We start from the raw sequence: 16,160 nt of genomic DNA on the forward strand, positions 1-16,160 counted from the left end.
TGCCGAACAACGCATCGGCTTCATCGAAAAACAGCACGCCCGCATCGGCTTCCGCCAGATCGAAAATACGGGAGAGGTTCTTTTCCGTTTCGCCGATGTATTTGTTGACCACGGCGGACAGATCGACCTTGATCAGATCGACACCCTCGTGAGCGGCCAGCACTTCCGCAGCCATGGTCTTTCCGGTACCTGACGGGCCGTAAAACAACGCACTGATACCTGTTCCGTAAGCGATTTTGTCGGCAAAGCCTTTGTTCAGAATCGCCTCACGATAGTGGAAAGCCAGCGTGATTTCCTTGAGTTGCTGGCGCACTTCATCCGATACGATCAGATCTTCAAGCTGGCGCTTAGGCTCCATGCGCTGCGCCAGCTTGCCGAAATGCTGTTGCGAGCGCAGCCGGAGTGCTCTACGGAGATCCTGTTCGTCTGCTTGCCGGTTATGGAGTTGACCGTAAAGCCGCGCCTCCTCGACGATCTGAGGTAACGTTTGCGCAGTGAAGTCAAAACAACGGCTGAGCGCGTCGACATCGATTGGTGAATTGCCAAGCGGCTCGATTGATTCACGCAATAGCCACGCTTTATCTTCGACCCCAAGCATGGGCATGTTCAACAATAGCTGTGGGATGCTGCCCACCCATGCCAAAGGAGAGTACGGCTCGAGCAGACACACTACCGCCAACCCAGGTTGCTCGAATTGTCGGGAAAGACAGGGGATCAACGCCTTGCGAGCTTCGGCCAGATCGCCGAAGTTGCGCAACACGACGCAGGCCCCTCGCATGCGCGCATAGCGAAAAGCCTGAGACAGTATCTCTTCAGCGTCACCAACATGTTCCGGCAACCTTGCGATGTCCAACGCCAGTGTTGTGCGTCCTGCGAATTGAGCGACTCTGGCTACGGTCGCGGCTCGCCCACTGCCCTCCCTGCCACGCAGAATGATGAGCGGGCGGACCGAGTGCTGCGGCGCAAACAGAATTGACTGGAGGTTCACGCGGAACGAGGCGAACTCTCCGTCGCGCTCTTTCTCGCTTGTGTCGTCAATCGACAGAACTTCCGCGCAGGCGCGCAATTCGGACGTCAGATACTCATTGCCTAATAGATAATGAAATACATCGCTGGTCGTGACGAATGCTTTATGAACCCAACTTTCCGTGTCAGCGGACGCGTTGTCGCGTATTCCAAGCAGGCGGCATGCAAGCAATGGAGACTGCGGCAGCAAACAGATCTGGTGCGCACTTCGTTCTTCCACCGTGTCGCAAAACAGCCCCAACGCAAGCTCGAATGTCGGAAACTTTCTCTGCTTGTCACCCGATATGCCGGAAAACAGTGAAAGATAGCGAGTGTCGATGTGAGGTAATAAACCTAGCAGCAAGACGTTGCTCTCGAACTCAGTCAAGTCGAAACGTTCAATCAATCGCGAAAAGACATCGGCATTCTGCAACGGCAGACTCATCTCTGCGTTGGTATTGGACCGGCTCCTCTCTCGCATCAGCCACGCGGGCGCACCTTGCGGTTCGTCTAGAAGAGCGTCGACCTCCTCCTCCGGGAGAACGAAATCGTCTAGAACATAACCTTTGCTCTGCCGATGATAGCGTCTTTGCAAGAGCAAATCGACACGCTCGATGCGACGCATCAATTGATCGAAGTACTCTCCATCATCCGGGAGAAACATTCCAGACTTGTCGAAAGGCTCGATAATTTTCACTATTCATCCTGATCAGGATTTCAAAAAACCGGCTGTGAGCAGATGGGGGCACGCTATGTCGAGAATAACTGCCAATGCACGGTGAGCGGCTGCTCCAGCCACGGCAACATGATTGTTTCCAACGGCCATGGCCATTCGGTTATAAGCACGTCGAACGGCTCTGGCTGCACGACGAGTGTCATCGCGCTACCGGCGGGGTCGGCATGTTCGAGACAACCGGGTCGTTGCAGGAACAGTGTTCGAATATCAACTTCTTTGAGTATCCGCCATGCGGGTAGCTGGAGGGCAAGCGACGGAAGCCATTGCTGCAATTGTTCGGCCTGGGCCTGGTCGGGAGCTTGCCAGTCAATTTCGCTCTCCAGCGGCAAACCACAAAGCCACTTGGTCAACGTCATACGCCACTCACGCGCACAATCGTCCGCCCAGATCGTGAGGTCCAGCCAGCACGCAGCGTTTATCTGAGCCTGCGCGCTAACGAAGTGGTCTTTCTCCCATAGGCCCAGACGCGCAAACAAATCGGCTAGCAGCGGCCACAGGAGAACCAGCCCGGCGTTTGCGACGGGGATGGAGGTCAAATCAAGTGCCGCGCTTCGATAAGCGATGTTCTGTCCATCTGTACGCTGAGGATTTTCCGTTGGTATTGATCTATCTTGTGAACGTAATTGCTCCGGTTCTTGCCGTGTTAGCCCTGCGGCAGACTCGTGCTCGCCTACCTGTCCCAACAGTTGCTGAAGGACCTCGACCTGTCGAACAGGCAGGCGACTTTCCAACCAGGCACGAACTGCCGGTCGCATCCAGATCGCCCGTAACCAGGGAATTGAGGGCGAAGGCGGCGTATCGGAGAATAAAGCGATCAGAAGTTCTTCATTGCCTGATACCGACACCTCGAGCGCGTCCAGGTCGACTTTCGCAAGTGGCAAACGTTGTTGCGGATTTCGCTGAAAATAGTGTAATGCTTTAATTAGCATCGCAAATGGACTGACCGGCCCAGCCGGCGGCAGACATTGACCTAAAGTACCCTGCGTCAGCAGCCGCAGCAGCCTGCGTCGTCTCTGGGGAAAAAGGCAAGCACGGGCGATCAACGCGTGCCAGCGATCGGGGTCGGTTTCCCGCACGGCGAGCACCCATTCGTCTGCGCCGTTCTCTCCTATCCACGCGCGAGGCCGCGGCCAATACCCCAGATCAAGATAACGATCGAACGAGGCAAGCTCGTCTGCATCTGCGTTCTGCCGGGCTGGCAAATCGGTGACTTCCCGCGCATTCGCAAGTACCGGCGGATGCCGCTCGGAACATGTCGCGCCATGATCGTCCAGACAATGCCGAAATTCAACGGAAAAACGTTGGCAAAACTCTTCTTCGAATTGCAGTAAGGGAATTTCCCCGATGTCGACACTCGCCTGATGAATCTCGCCAAGCAACGGATAACGCTGGTGTGCACGGCCAAGCTCGGTTTCGACAATATTCCGCAGGCGCTGATGAAACAGACGACTACATTTCTCCACCGTCAACTGCTGAACATCGGCGCCACAGCATAGCGAAATCGTCATGCGATCAACCGTGTTCTTTGTATTGGATGTGTCGCCATTCATCGGTAAATCCCGCAGAAAACTAAATTTAAAAATATGAAAACGGATTCGGCATCGTCACTGGATTTCCGCGCCCGCCCGAACTTCTGCGGCACGCTACTACGACGGCGTATATTCCTTTGGTACAAAAAATAAATTATCTTCGACAATGACGGAGACATTCCATTCATCCCCGCTGCTACCGATCACATCAGTCTGCTGACCCTGGGTGGCAACGATCATCGCGCCGATACCGATAAGTCTCGACGGCAGCCTGCCCAAAGAAAGCATCCACAGTAACTGGTACGTCGAGGTGGACGGTGCGGTTTCGGCGTCTTGCCAGCTCGCATAGCTCTGAGCAAAGCTTTGGAATGAAAAGTAGTTCGATGGAGTGGTACTCTTATCGTCCAGCCAATGGATCACTATTGAAACATGGGCCGGAAGCTCAGCTTGCACACATTGTTTTATCCACAATTCGGTGGTGTAAGGATCACCGCTTGTCGGCAAAGTTGCTTTATTCAGTACGAGACTCACGATGAACGAGAAGCGGTCAACGGTGTTCTGATCGATCCAGTAGTAGTTAGTTTCATCGGCTTCGTCCGGAAAATCATTCGTCTCACCGCCGGCTTTGGCAACGGTAAGCGTGCCCGCGATATCATCGATGCCTTGAACAACCACCTTCAATGACCATACTGTGTTCGTGATCCCCGGTGGATGAATCGCGTTAATCAGCAGCGTGTCGCCTTGTCGCACAAGCGCGGGGAAGGGAAAAGACGCGGGAACAGTCAGAATTTTCCCATCCGAGGGCGCGCCGGTTTGATCGGATGCGTACTGCAATGGGTATTCGATCTCATGCAACCAGACCTGGCAATTTTGCCAATACAATTTGCCGGCGCTTTGCGCGGCAATAATCTGATCTGTGTACATCCCGATTTGTGGATTATTCTGGATATCCAGGTTAAATGTCTTTGCACCAGCATCGACTTGATCGACGATCAGTGCCTGAAGCGTAAAGTCGTCATCGCCATTGTCCGGGCTCAAGCCACCTACAAGTACCATGTCGATCAATTGGCCGACCAGCAAATTGCTCAGATCCTGGCTCGATGCCGCGGTTATAACGAGAGATTGCCCGTCTGCCGACAGCGCCGCCGAAGTCGGATAGCTCGGAGCGTCATAGTCGCTGGATGGTTGCTCCGGCAGCAATGCCCGGTGTTCTACCAGGTAAAAAGGCAGATTTCCCATGTCCGCCTTGTCGGCGAAAAGGCCTTCGCCAAAACCCAGGCGCGCGGCAATACGTTTTTGCAGTGACGAAACCTGATCGACGCGAATGTTGGCGCGGTTATAAGCCAGTGTCGTAATTTCCGCCAGATAGTCATGCTCTACGGCCAGAAACTCGTCTGTGGAAGTATCGAGCATGCGAGAAGCGCGTTGGGTACCAAAATAGCCCAACAAATAATTCAGGATTGCCAATTCCTGGTTGTAGTCCGCGGAGTTGTTTTTTATCTGGTTTATCAGGGAATCTGAATAAGTAGCATGCACTCTATCGCCGATGCTGTCCGTCGCATAAGGCCACTGAGCGCCCCAAACCGTGTACCCATTACGCGTAAATGAGAGAAGCTGCGGCAGCATGCTCAATTGCTGGCAGCCATTGGCAATAGCCTGCTCGAAGGGAAGCAGGTATTGATAGAGTTGCGATTCCGCGGCCGAGGCCGGAAACTGCTGCAATCCGTAACAGGGCGGAATCTTGTCGCTTACGGGGTGATACTGGGCGACATTGCGGCTTTGGCCATACGGCAACACGACCGCTGAATTTGTGACTATGGTTTCGGGAGATAAATTCGCCTGGATGTCGTCAGGGCTTACGCTTACATACACACCACCGGCGGTCACGAGTTGCACAGAATTAACTAACACACTCAGCGGATCGCTGCCCCATAACTGCACATAGGTCTGGTTAGCTTTGCTCGTCCACGTCCACACATTATCGGCATTCGCATGTTCCCTAAGCGAAACGATAGACTTAATGCCATCGATAGCCAGCCAGACTTTTGCCAAACCACCGAGATTCACCGACACCTGCTGCGTGTAATCAACCTCTGTGGGCAACTCGGGAATCCAGCCGTATTGCAGATAAGGTCCGACGCAAATGTCTTCCGACCTCAGGCCTTGCTCCTCGCACGCCTCGGTCGTATACCGCGCAGCCTTCGGTGAGATAAACTCTCCCGTTGCTTCGTATATGGCGGCATATATCGAAACAAAATCCTGTACGTTATCATCGAGTTCGATCAGCGCTACCGGGTTGATCATTTGCGGCTTTGTCCAGACCACCTGACTGACCGACTCCCCAATGTTTCGATTGTCAGTCAGGAAAGCATCGAGCGCCGCCTGCGCCGCTGTATTGTTCGCTTGTGTATCTCTGGAGGGCTCCACATAAAGCGTGTAATTCCCCCGTAACTCAAATTCCATAGGAGTACTCCCGTCAATCGGCGTCGGCTTCTGAAAACTGAACTGAGTCGCGTAAGTGTCGTACCAGTACGTGTAATCGTCTGTCTCGCACACCAGTTGTACGTTTCGAAAGTAGAAGTACTGACCTTCCGTATCGTAAAGATCAAGCAGTGCGCGACGATAGTCATCAGGCGTGACAGGACCACTTGTCAACGCCATCTGTGGGCCAAAATCAGCGGGAAAAACGCCATCTCCGACGATTTGATTTTCGACCGGTGGCGTGAGCAGATCGGTCAGCGGCAACGTGTTGCGGTATGCCAGATCGGAGACGCTATAGCTGAATCCCTCCAGAAATGTAATTCCAGGGTCATGTTCGCCCTTGTCCGTCCATGTCTGGGCGGCATAGGTCGCAATAGCGTCTTTCGCTCGCGATAGCAGATTGTCGAAATAGATGCTGTCCCGTACAACAGATAGAAGACTGACAGAATCACTCATTCTTTGCCCCTTCAGACGATTCCAATGCCGGCGATTGCCATGTCAATATCAACACGTCCTGTTCGCCTCCTTGAACCGAGGCTTTGCCCCCATCGAGCGTCAGGCTGTTCACCTGAACGACGAAGGGAAGTTGCTGGATCCACGCAATAATCCCGTAGTAATCCAACGTGTTTCCGAGCGTAACGCCGCTCTGACGATCCCACATCCAAGGCATATAGTTCACCGTCAGCAATTCCTGCAACTTGTGGTAGCCGTAATCGGGGTTGACGTTGAACGTGACGTCATAGGCAATCGCAACATTGGTGTAGGTCGGATTAATCAAAGTAATCGACGCCCAGGCTGAACCCAGGCTATCGAGGTAGTCAGTCATTTCGCTCAGATGCGCCTGACTGAACTTCGGGCGCAGGGGATCCGCATTATCTTTCTTCGAATTCACCGGGATCACGAGCAGCGTCTGCGTCGACGATGCGGGGATACGAGTCAGGACATCCACTGGCGGAATGGCCACGTCGAACACACTCGAATACCGGGCCTTTAGCAACGAAGCCATGTCTTGCCAGGTCAGTGCTCGCTCCCGGTGAGAAAGCCGCTGAGCGACACGGCTGAAGAACGCAGTGGGCGCCTCGGGCGGCTCACCGCCGCTCGACGGCCAAGGTTGCGTCACCGTTTGAATGCCGGCAATTGCTGCCACGGGTCGGGTTACCGTACCGGCCGGCAACGGACGGAGAAAATGCGCGGCATCCACGGTATCCGGTGCGTTGAGTGTGGCCGTCATACTGTTTGCGGCAATGCCGATTAACCAAGGATAACGGCTCGTATTGTCCGAGGGCAACTCAGGTGGATCGATGATGGCGCGCAGCCAGCATCGGCCCGTCGGCATCTGCGATACATCGTCGGCTGCGTCGTCAGGCAGAACAGTCGACCATAGCCCACTAGTCAACATGCCATCCGTACCGTCTACTACCGTTTCGCTCAATGAACTCCATTGGTTATCCTGATTAAGATACTCCCAACTCGGCACTAATGTTTGCGGGCTTTGCAGTTGCCAATAAAGCGAAATGGTTTCACCAGGCTGCCCACCGGTCAAACCGAGATAGAGCTGCGATTGAATGGGATCGTCCGGTACGGTAGTGTCCGCGACGTAGCCGAAAGGGGTGAGCAGATATTGATTGAAATCTGAAGTCGTGGCCGACATGGTGTAGTCGACCGTCATCGAATTCAGCTGCGGTGTATAGGGAGGGTTGAGCGACTTCGTCCCCGCTAGCTTCTGATAGTCCGCATGCCCAAAATCCCGACCGACCAACTCCAGCCGCAGCCACTGCGGCCAGTCGCAGGGATTGCTCGGATCGATGGTTGATGGCTGTAGCAATGGCGGAAGCACAATGGTCAACGTGGTGGGAATCGGGGCGTCCGTTCCCAATTTGAACAGAGACAGATAACTCGTGCCGAGGTCCGTAGCGGAAGTTTTATAATCGGTCTTTGCTTCAAGTACTGTCTTGCCAGTGGCGGATACCAGCATCGCCTGTACCGTGAATTGATCGTTGTCGGCCGGTATACTGGCTGCATCGTAACCGGCGTACCACGTCGGAAAACCCACAGTGGGCAAGCCACTCCAGGGTAGCGCCAGTGTTAGCGTGACGGATTCAGTCCGACTACACCAGCCGGGATCTATCAGATTGAACCCGGAACCCACCACAGGTGAGGTGCCGAAAGGGTAACTGACATTGTCAGTGTCGAGTTGGCCCACACCGTAGTCAGTGCTGTAGTGCACCTCGCTGCTGCCAGACGCGTCAGTCGTGAACGACAAGATTTCAGGCACCGCACCGCCATCGTTGCGTCCAATTTTCATCAGGGGCACGGAGGATGTGATGCCATCGAGATCTTGAGGTGACGCAATCGCAGCGGCGTCGGCTGGAAGCGTGAACGTGAACACGGTGGCCGACGTTGATGACACTGCAAGATCTAGCCAGCTATCTCCGCTGCTCACCTGCGCAATCGTCAAAGTGGACGCATCCAGATCGTCGCTAAACGTCACCGTAATGGTGCGCAATCCCGCTGGCATCGCAAGCAAAGCAGACTCCACCATGCGGCCGGTTACCACCGTATTCTGATCGGCAGCGGAATCGTCGAACAACCTCATGCCATACTCGGGCCAAACCTGGTCATTTTGCAGATTGAATGGCGCACTCGCGAGTTGAGTCCTAGCGGTTCCGGGTTGTACCCAGCGCAGGTCGCTCCATTGCCCCTGGTTGACCAGCAACGACTGATCCAGCGCATAACGCAGCGCCACGCCGCGCTGGTCCTGCCCCGCATCAAACAATTTTCCAGCCGGCAGAAAAAGCTGCTCGGTCGTTGGCTTCAGCTGGAATGAAAGCGCGACGCTGTCAGGCATCGCGTCCTTTTCACTCATGCCGAGGAGATCGCGATAATAGAGTTCCCGATGCGCGGCGGGAAAATAATTCAATAGCGTTCTCGGCGTCTTGAGCAGATCGATAAACGCCAGAAGAAAGGCCTGCTGCGGCAAAAGCGTGCCGTCAGCCTGGGAACTGCTGGCATGAAGCTGTGCTAACGCTGCCGGCGAGTTATTGGCCATGAAGAAAAAATCCGCCCAGCTATGACCGTCGGTATCGAATGGGATGAGCGCGGCGTAATTCTGAAAAGCAGTGAGGATCGATTCGTCCGATCTACTATCCAATACAAATCCGTTCCCGACGGCGATGCCGTCCAGCGTGTTCTTCAACTCAGTCAGGTCAGCCATGAAAACTTCCCCTTATTTCAAAGCAATGTATCTTTCTTTCACAATTAGATTGGATACCTGATATTTTCGGTGTCGCAAAGACCCGATTGAATCTACCTGCCACCCGAATCATGCCGCGGCAACGAAAACTTGCTGTGTCACAAACCGTCCGCGCCCTATGCCCGGCTCCATCAGGTCGGGCGTGTTCGGGGGACTGCTCATTACTGCCGGCACAGTTGGTGTAAAACGGGCAGTAAACTGCTGGCCCATCAGAATGAGTGGTGCACCGCTGCTAACGCACGGCGCCATCTGGCTGCCGTCCAGGATCTCCACGCTGACAATGCCGGCTCCTGGCGAATATCCCGGGATAGAGTACTCCGCTTGCAGTTCAACACGTTTCTCGTCGCCCATTACGCAAATGCGGCGCCCTTCGATCGTTGCCTCGCCGCTACCCGACATGAACGCAGGCTCAAGAAGCACGACTTGACGGCTACCAAACGTCGGTTCGATTACGATGGTATCGCCCTCCGCGACTACAAGTGAACTCATGTGATGCGCCCTCCCAAGGCTTCACCCACGTCCAGCATCCCGGAAATCTTCTGTTCTATTTCACTTCCGCGTAGGTAATACGTGACCTCGACCTGCAATTGACTCGATCGGGAAGAAGGCTGATAAAGCCGCACATTTTTCAGATTGGCACGCTGCTCGAAACGCAGCATGCTATCCACGATACGCACTTCGATTTCAGCAAGCAGATCGCTATTGATGTTTTCAAACATCACGTCATAGAGCGCACAGCCGTAGTTTTCCCGCATGATGCGCTCGCCTGGCTCAGTACTGAACAGGATGCGCAGGCTTTGCTGAACGTCACCCTCGCCTTCCGCCATCGCTACGCCTGTGTCCAGCGAAAATTCGGGTGGGAAAGCCCAACCACGTCCGAAGATCTTTGTCAGAATGTCGTTCGCCATACTATCCTCTCGTCAACCGTCAACGCGCGGGCCGCGGAATTCACTGAGACAGGTCGATTTTCGCGCCAGTGATATTGACCATGCTCTTACCAGAAAGCGCGGCTTCTTCGCCCTCAATCGAAATACTGCTCGCCTTGATCAACACAGACTCTTCGCTCTGCAGCGTTATGCCGCTCTGCAACGTCAATTCATTACCGGGCGTGGCAAGTTGGACAGAAGGCTCCATCGCATCGAAAGCGAGTTGGAGCTGCTGACCGTGCCGGTTGATCACCAGCGCCTTGTTATAATTCTCCAGACTGGGCTCAACCGGTGCGCGATTTATCAGACTGTGCATGGCGCCAAGAATGACCGGATAAGACGGATCTTCGTCGAAAAAACCTATAACCAGTTCATCCCCTGGTTCAGGGTAAAAACAGAAGCCACTCAAGTTGCTCGCGTAAGGCGAGGCGAAACGCGCCCAGAGCACGTTGTCGACCTCACCCAACACCGGCAAGCGAACGCGCAGCCGATTCATCCCCGTCATGTCTTCAGAGAAAGTTTCGGCTACGCCGATATGCAGGCCACTCACGCGCGGAATGGTCTGCATGTCGGCGAGTACGTCGTCCGTCCCCAACGACAAAGTGGTGCGCCAACCCTCTTCCATGTGAATTCGCTGACGCACGCCTGTGATGATCCCCATTCCGTCGAACGATTGGCCAAAGTCGGCCACGGCCAGCGTTTGTCCGAGCTCGTAAGTCACCGCCCCATTGACCACAAATTCTCCCTGAGCACCGGAAGATTGCAGATTCATCAACAGGCTCGATGCGAGCGTAGCCGTTTGTTCAATGCCAAGCGGTGTGCTGTAGTTGAACTCCCACGTGGTCACATTCAGCGTCGTCCCACCTGCAGAATCGAAGGCCCCGGTGCCAAGCGGCGTTGCTGCTGCTATGGCCACATCGTTAATCTGGGTTTCGTCGTCCCACGCCGCAACCGTCAATTTGTCTGTCTGGTACTGCTTGCTGAACGACCAGTCACTTTCCTCGATCAGCACATCGTCTTCAACTAGCAACGCATGTTGGTGCAACGTGTGATCCGCAATCGCCGAAAGTCTCGGACGCGTGAGGGTCACGCCATCTGGCGAAGGAAACAGCCACACGCCGTTTGCGTTAAGGCGATAACGTATAAATTTCCAGTCGGAACAGCGAAACTGAACTAACTGCTCGTGCACCAACTCCATGCCCGTTACTCCCAGCAATGGAATAGCTTGCTCAAGAAACAAACTGCCAATTATCGCTGCATCGTTCTGCACTTCGAAAATCTGTGAACGATGTGTGTTCACCAGTCTTTGCAGGCTATGACGCAGTATTAACGTGAGTTCGACGCAGCTGCGACGCAATCTCAATGATTGTTGCACGATGACGCCGCGAAAGATGCAGCTCTCAACGCCACTTTCAAGCAGAGTAATCACCGCCGTTCGCCCGGGCTTGCAGCGAACCATATCGTCACATGACGACAGCATTGTCAAAGCATCGCCGGGCACCGACAGAACCAGCCTGGCTGTGGGAATACCATTCACTTTGTGATGCGTTTCCACCCAGAGGGGCTTTAACACGGTCAATGGCAGAGCCGGTTCGCCAGTTCTCAACACGATTAGAGGAACAGGACGCATCAAGCCCTCCCTCTACTTCCGGCCGAAACCTGCAGGGTCTGCCCTGGCGAGATGGCATCGAGACTATCGAGACTGTTTTCCGCCGCGAGTGCAAGATAATCCGTGCCGCCAGCGAGACCACTCCCGGCGCTCTTCGCGATTTGCGAAAGCGAGGTGACATCCGGCACGTTCACCACGGCGGCCGCCGGCGACTTCAACTGTTCCTCCGCGCCTTGTAGCGTCAAACTGCCGTCGGCCGTTATCACAAGTGTCGCCGTTGCTCGCAACGGCGTGGCGTCGCGTTCGAATAGCGTGTACCTCACGGACAATGAACTCATGCGGCCTGCGAAATAGCCCTTGCCACTCCATCGCATTTTTCCCCACTTCACCTGCAAATAATGCGGCTCGCTGTTGGCAGGGTCGACGTTATAACAAAGTTCCCGCAAACCGGCGAGTTGTACATTGATCGGCACTCTGTTCCCGGGCATTCTCGCGTCGAAAAGCAACTCCAGGCTCAGGTTTCCCGGCCGTGTCTGGACATAGCGATTACTCTGCCGCGTCGTGTTGATGAACGCATCCGGAATGTAATCGGTGTGATAATCCAGCGACACGGAATCCGGGTTGTACATGACGGACATGTTGCCGGATTGCTGCGTCATCTCGCGATCGCTATACGCAGTGAGCGTCATTTTCGTCGGCTTTCTATGCAACACGTTCATCTTGGCCCCCACCCTTCATCGCGAAGCTGCTCGAGCACACGTCGAACTACCGTCTGAATCCAGCGTTCGTCCCGGACAGTTTCCAGACCGTATTCCGTTCGCTGCCTGGATATTCCATCATGATCAGGCACGCTAACTTTTGCATGAATGACAAGTTCCCGGATTTCAACAGTCATAATTTAAGACCCAACGGAATCATTTCCTGATAGCGCAATTCCAATGTGTTGATCAGTACGGTATTGCTATTGGCATCCAGAGTACCCGTCTGCCAGCCCACCGGCAGCGCCTTCACAATCAACCAGTTGCATAGGGGTAGCGGGCCTAGATCGAACAGCGTAATCACCGCATGAAGGTACATGAGCTTGCCGGTTGTCAACTGCCAGTTGAACATAGCGCTCAACGGGGTGAGCACCATGACCCCGCGCTCGAGCCGCAAAGATCCATGTTGAAGCTTTCCGGCAAAATACTGATTGCGAATATTTTCACCGCCCTCGCTGTGGACCGAAACGTCTAGTTCACGACTCAGACCTGAAATACTCTGAAATGCACAGTCCAGGATATTGGGAACCAGAAGCCTTCCGAAGAAGAACGTGACCGAAAAACGATGCGCCGCCGCTGGCTGATATACAACTGAATTGTTCATCATCGCGCTCCTGCAGATACGCTTTCCGGCTGCTGCATCAGATTCAGGCGCGTATCGAATGCCAGACTGACAACAATGAACTCTGCCGGATAAGTCATGGCCAGCCCAACGGTCATAATCATTTTCCCCTGTGTGATATCGTCTTCAGTCATGGTCTCGTTCAGACCTATCTGGATATAGAACGCATCCTTCTCCTCCGTTCCATATAGTCCGCCATCGAGCCAGAATTCACGTAACCAGATATGCGCGAGCCCCTTGAATTTGATCCACGTCAGCGCGTTGTTGTTCTCGAACATGAAATGGCGCCCGATCTGGCTGAGTTCCGCTTCGATATAGGCGACCGCGCGCCGAATCTGCACATAAAGCCACGGAGAATTAATATCGGATGTCAGCGTGCGACAACCCCAGACACGCGTGCCTCGTCCCGCGAAGCTTCGGATCAGGTTGATCGATGCACCGTCCGTCTGGAACAGGCCTTCCGATTGCAACCATGACTGGCTCGGCTTGACGACCTGCGCCAGTGCCACATTGGCAGGCGCCTTCCATACGCCGGTTGTCTGGTCGGTGTATTCGATCGTTGCCGCCAGTGCCGCCGATGGCGGTACGACTACCGGGTTCTGGTCGTCCGTACCGTAGCCGGTTACGAGACGCGGCCAGTAAGCGGCGCCCCACTCCGGGTTCGACGGATAATTGCCCGTAAAGCTCGCGAGACATGCGCTAGCGTTGTCCGCGGTATCCGGCGTATCGATCAATCCGAATACACCGCGCCGCGCCGCACAGATAGTCAGCAATGCTAGCCATGCCTGCGCCCAGTGCGTACTGTCGTCGTCGGCCAGCAAGACCATGTCCGGAATCGCCGCGAGCGTGATGCTATCCTCTTGCGCTACCACTTCCGAAATCCTGCTATCGCTAAACGCGGCAATCAGTGCATCGGGTGTGATGCCATCCAGCGCGCTATAAGTGCCCAGTGAAAGCACGAAGCCGCTGGTGCCGCCGTTGTCGAAGTAATGTTTCACCGCGTAGTAGAGAACACTGGATCCTGTGGATACCTCGCCGAATTCGTCTTCGAAATCGGAAAAGCTGCTGATCTGAACAAGCGAATACGTGGAACCTTTTTCCGTGTAGCCGATAAACAAAGGCACCGCGCTGGCAATTTCGTCAACTTGGTTCGGAACGACTTCTTCACTGAAAGTGATGTCCGGCTGGCTTATTCCCATCATGAAAGCAGTCCTCCTCTATCTTTTCAATGCGTGGCGCGTTGCCGGAATATCTCGTTCCAATGACAAGCTGTCATGAAGACATGTTCTGCGTAAATTGCAGAATGATGAATTCCGCAGGACGAACTGCCGCCATACCCACGGTTGCGATCATCTGGCCCGCGTCGATCTGATCTTGCGTCATGGTCACGTTCAAGCCGATGTTCACAAAATAAGCGTCTTTGGGCGTGGCGCCTGCCAGAGCTCCTTGCTTCCACAAGCTGTTCAAGTAGTTTTCGATCGCGCTACGAACCTTCTCCCAGGTGGGTGCGTTATTCGGTTCGAATACCATCGTCTGCATCGACTTTTTGATATCCCGCTCCGCGCTGTTGAACAAGCGCCTTACAGGTATATATCGCCAGCTCGTGTCCCCGTCCGACGTGCCGGCGAGAGTCCGTGCACCCCATACCACGACGCCGCGACTGGCAAAATTGCGAATGACGTTGATACCCGCGTTATTCATCGTCCCTTGCTGATCGTCCGTCACCAGTGCGCTAACACCGGTAATACCGCTCACAGTGACGTTGGCCGGCGCCTTCCATACACCACGGCTTGCATCCGTACTGCAATAGATGCCGGCCATTGCCGCTACCGAGGAAAGGCGAAGCGGCACAGCCAGAGCGGTATCGACCGCCGCGGATGCCACACTGTATGCACCAGTGCTCACTGTTTGCAACTGAGCCATGGTGCTGGCAGTTTTTCCGGCGGCGTCGGTATAACCAGTCACAGCAATAGCGGTATCGAGAGGACGCGGAGAACAATACGACGTGTTCAAATCTGGGTAATAAACTGCTGTTTGGTCAGCTTGCGTACCCGGTGTCGTCGCACCATCGCTACTCGATGCAATCAGAAAGTATCCCTTGTTTGATGCGAGCAAAGTATTCAGATCGCTATACACAGTAGTGGGCGCTCCGGTCGCAAGGCACAACAAAGTGATATCAACAACGCTTTCGATTGCAGCGGACATTGCAGCCAACTCAGTCGCGCTGCTGGGATCCAGCAACGGTAGAACGTAACAGGCGCCACCGCCGTTCTGGAAATAGTGTTTGACATCGAACGCCGGATTGACTGCTTTCACACTTGCGGTTGCAGTGTACGTATAGCTGTCTGCCTGAACGGGGGTGGCCCCCTCGCGTTGGATCGGCGACGGCTCGGGATCGGAAGGTGGGGCGGTAGACACGATAGCAACGGCAACAGTAGGATTCGACGAAAACTGGGAAGTAAACTCGAGCCAATTGGCGACCCTGATACATTGACTCGGTGTAACCGCAGCACCAGAAGCAAGAGTGAACGGGCCAATGAATACAGGCACTGCAGTCGGCGCGCTGCTCACGGAAAGGGATGGCGAAGCATCCTCTTCAATATAGACGCCCGGATAACTCGTGGTAACTGACATGGCATGTCCTTCCAGATAGATGTAGTTGCAGACGCGACGTCATGGAATACCTGCGATCTAGGCCTGCGTCATATTTTGCGTAAATTGCAGGACAATGAATTCCGCCGGGCGTACGGCCGCCATCCCGACTTGCGCGATCATTTTTCCGTCGGCGATATCCTGGGCTGTCATCGTTACGTTTTCGCCAATCGCCACGAAATAGGCATCTGTTTCGGTTGCTCCGGCCAATGCGCCGTTTCGCCACAAGTTGTGTAGATAATTCGTAATCGCGGTCCGCACCTTTTCCCACGTCGGCTGATTATTGGGTTCGAACATCATCGTCTGCATCGACGTACTGATATCCCGTTCCGCGCTATCGAACAGTCGGCGCACGGGAACGTATCGCCAATCGGTGGTGTCGCTAAGCGTGCGTGCGCCCCAGACCACCGGGCCACGGCTATCCACCGCGCGAATCATGTTAATGGCCTTGCCGGTGTTATAGGTCCCTTGCAGATCATCCGTGACGTAAGTTACCGGCACATAGTTCGACGGAATCGCAACATTCGCAGGCGCCTTCCACACACCCCGTGTTCGATCCACCATGCAGTAGATGCCAGCAACCACGGAG

At 54.6% G+C, this 16,160-nt stretch carries 13 protein-coding genes; all 13 read right to left on the bottom strand.

The window, feature by feature from the left end; translation table 11 throughout:
- Positions 1-1,702, bottom strand: a 1,702-nt coding sequence (locus PQQ51_RS33165; RefSeq protein ID WP_408501424.1) for an ATP-binding protein, incomplete at its 3' end; no start/stop codon positions are given.
- 53 nt (positions 1,703-1,755) lie between these two features.
- Positions 1,756-3,291 (bottom strand): contractile injection system tape measure protein, encoded by a 1,536-nt coding sequence (locus PQQ51_RS33170; RefSeq protein ID WP_408501425.1) that lies wholly within the window; start codon positions 3,289-3,291, stop codon positions 1,756-1,758.
- A 96-nt stretch (positions 3,292-3,387) separates the two neighbouring features.
- Complete coding sequence (locus PQQ51_RS33175; protein ID WP_408501426.1) at positions 3,388-6,207, bottom strand: baseplate wedge protein; 2,820 nt, start codon at positions 6,205-6,207, stop codon at positions 3,388-3,390.
- Positions 6,200-8,965, bottom strand: a complete 2,766-nt coding sequence (locus PQQ51_RS33180) for a baseplate J/gp47 family protein (RefSeq protein WP_408501427.1) — start codon at positions 8,963-8,965, stop codon at positions 6,200-6,202. Before PQQ51_RS33180 ends, PQQ51_RS33175 begins: the two co-directional genes overlap by 8 nt.
- Before the next feature lie 108 nt (positions 8,966-9,073).
- On the bottom strand, positions 9,074-9,493 hold the full coding sequence (locus PQQ51_RS33185) for a contractile injection system spike tip protein (protein WP_408501428.1): 420 nt from the start codon (positions 9,491-9,493) through the stop codon (positions 9,074-9,076).
- Complete coding sequence (locus PQQ51_RS33190; RefSeq protein ID WP_408501429.1) at positions 9,490-9,912, bottom strand: GPW/gp25 family protein; 423 nt, start codon at positions 9,910-9,912, stop codon at positions 9,490-9,492. The genes PQQ51_RS33185 and PQQ51_RS33190 overlap by 4 nt, the downstream gene beginning before the upstream one ends.
- A gap of 40 nt (positions 9,913-9,952) precedes the next feature.
- Positions 9,953-11,560: a phage baseplate assembly protein V gene (locus tag PQQ51_RS33195; protein WP_408501430.1), complete on the bottom strand. Its 1,608-nt coding sequence runs from the start codon at positions 11,558-11,560 to the stop codon at positions 9,953-9,955.
- Positions 11,560-12,258 carry a CIS tube protein gene (locus PQQ51_RS33200; protein ID WP_408501431.1) on the bottom strand — a complete coding sequence of 233 codons (699 nt, stop codon included), beginning with the start codon at positions 12,256-12,258 and terminating at the stop codon, positions 11,560-11,562. The genes PQQ51_RS33195 and PQQ51_RS33200 overlap by 1 nt, the downstream gene beginning before the upstream one ends.
- On the bottom strand, positions 12,255-12,434 hold the full coding sequence (locus tag PQQ51_RS33205; RefSeq protein WP_408501432.1) for a DUF5908 family protein: 180 nt from the start codon (positions 12,432-12,434) through the stop codon (positions 12,255-12,257). Before PQQ51_RS33205 ends, PQQ51_RS33200 begins: the two co-directional genes overlap by 4 nt.
- Positions 12,431-12,901: a phage tail protein gene (locus PQQ51_RS33210; RefSeq protein WP_408501433.1), complete on the bottom strand. Its 471-nt coding sequence runs from the start codon at positions 12,899-12,901 to the stop codon at positions 12,431-12,433. The genes PQQ51_RS33205 and PQQ51_RS33210 overlap by 4 nt, the downstream gene beginning before the upstream one ends.
- Positions 12,901-14,121 (bottom strand): phage tail sheath family protein, encoded by a 1,221-nt coding sequence (locus PQQ51_RS33215; RefSeq protein WP_408501434.1) that lies wholly within the window; start codon positions 14,119-14,121, stop codon positions 12,901-12,903. Before PQQ51_RS33215 ends, PQQ51_RS33210 begins: the two co-directional genes overlap by 1 nt.
- 70 nt (positions 14,122-14,191) lie before the next feature.
- Entirely contained in the window at positions 14,192-15,553 is a 1,362-nt protein-coding gene (locus PQQ51_RS33220) for a phage tail sheath family protein (RefSeq protein WP_408501435.1), read from the bottom strand.
- A 57-nt stretch (positions 15,554-15,610) separates the two neighbouring features.
- Positions 15,611-16,160, bottom strand: a 550-nt coding sequence (locus PQQ51_RS33225) for a phage tail sheath family protein (protein ID WP_408501436.1), incomplete at its 5' end; no start/stop codon positions are given.

Origin of the sequence: Paraburkholderia xenovorans (assembly GCF_046030735.1) — a bacterium.
GTDB lineage: Bacteria > Pseudomonadota > Gammaproteobacteria > Burkholderiales > Burkholderiaceae > Paraburkholderia > Paraburkholderia xenovorans_A.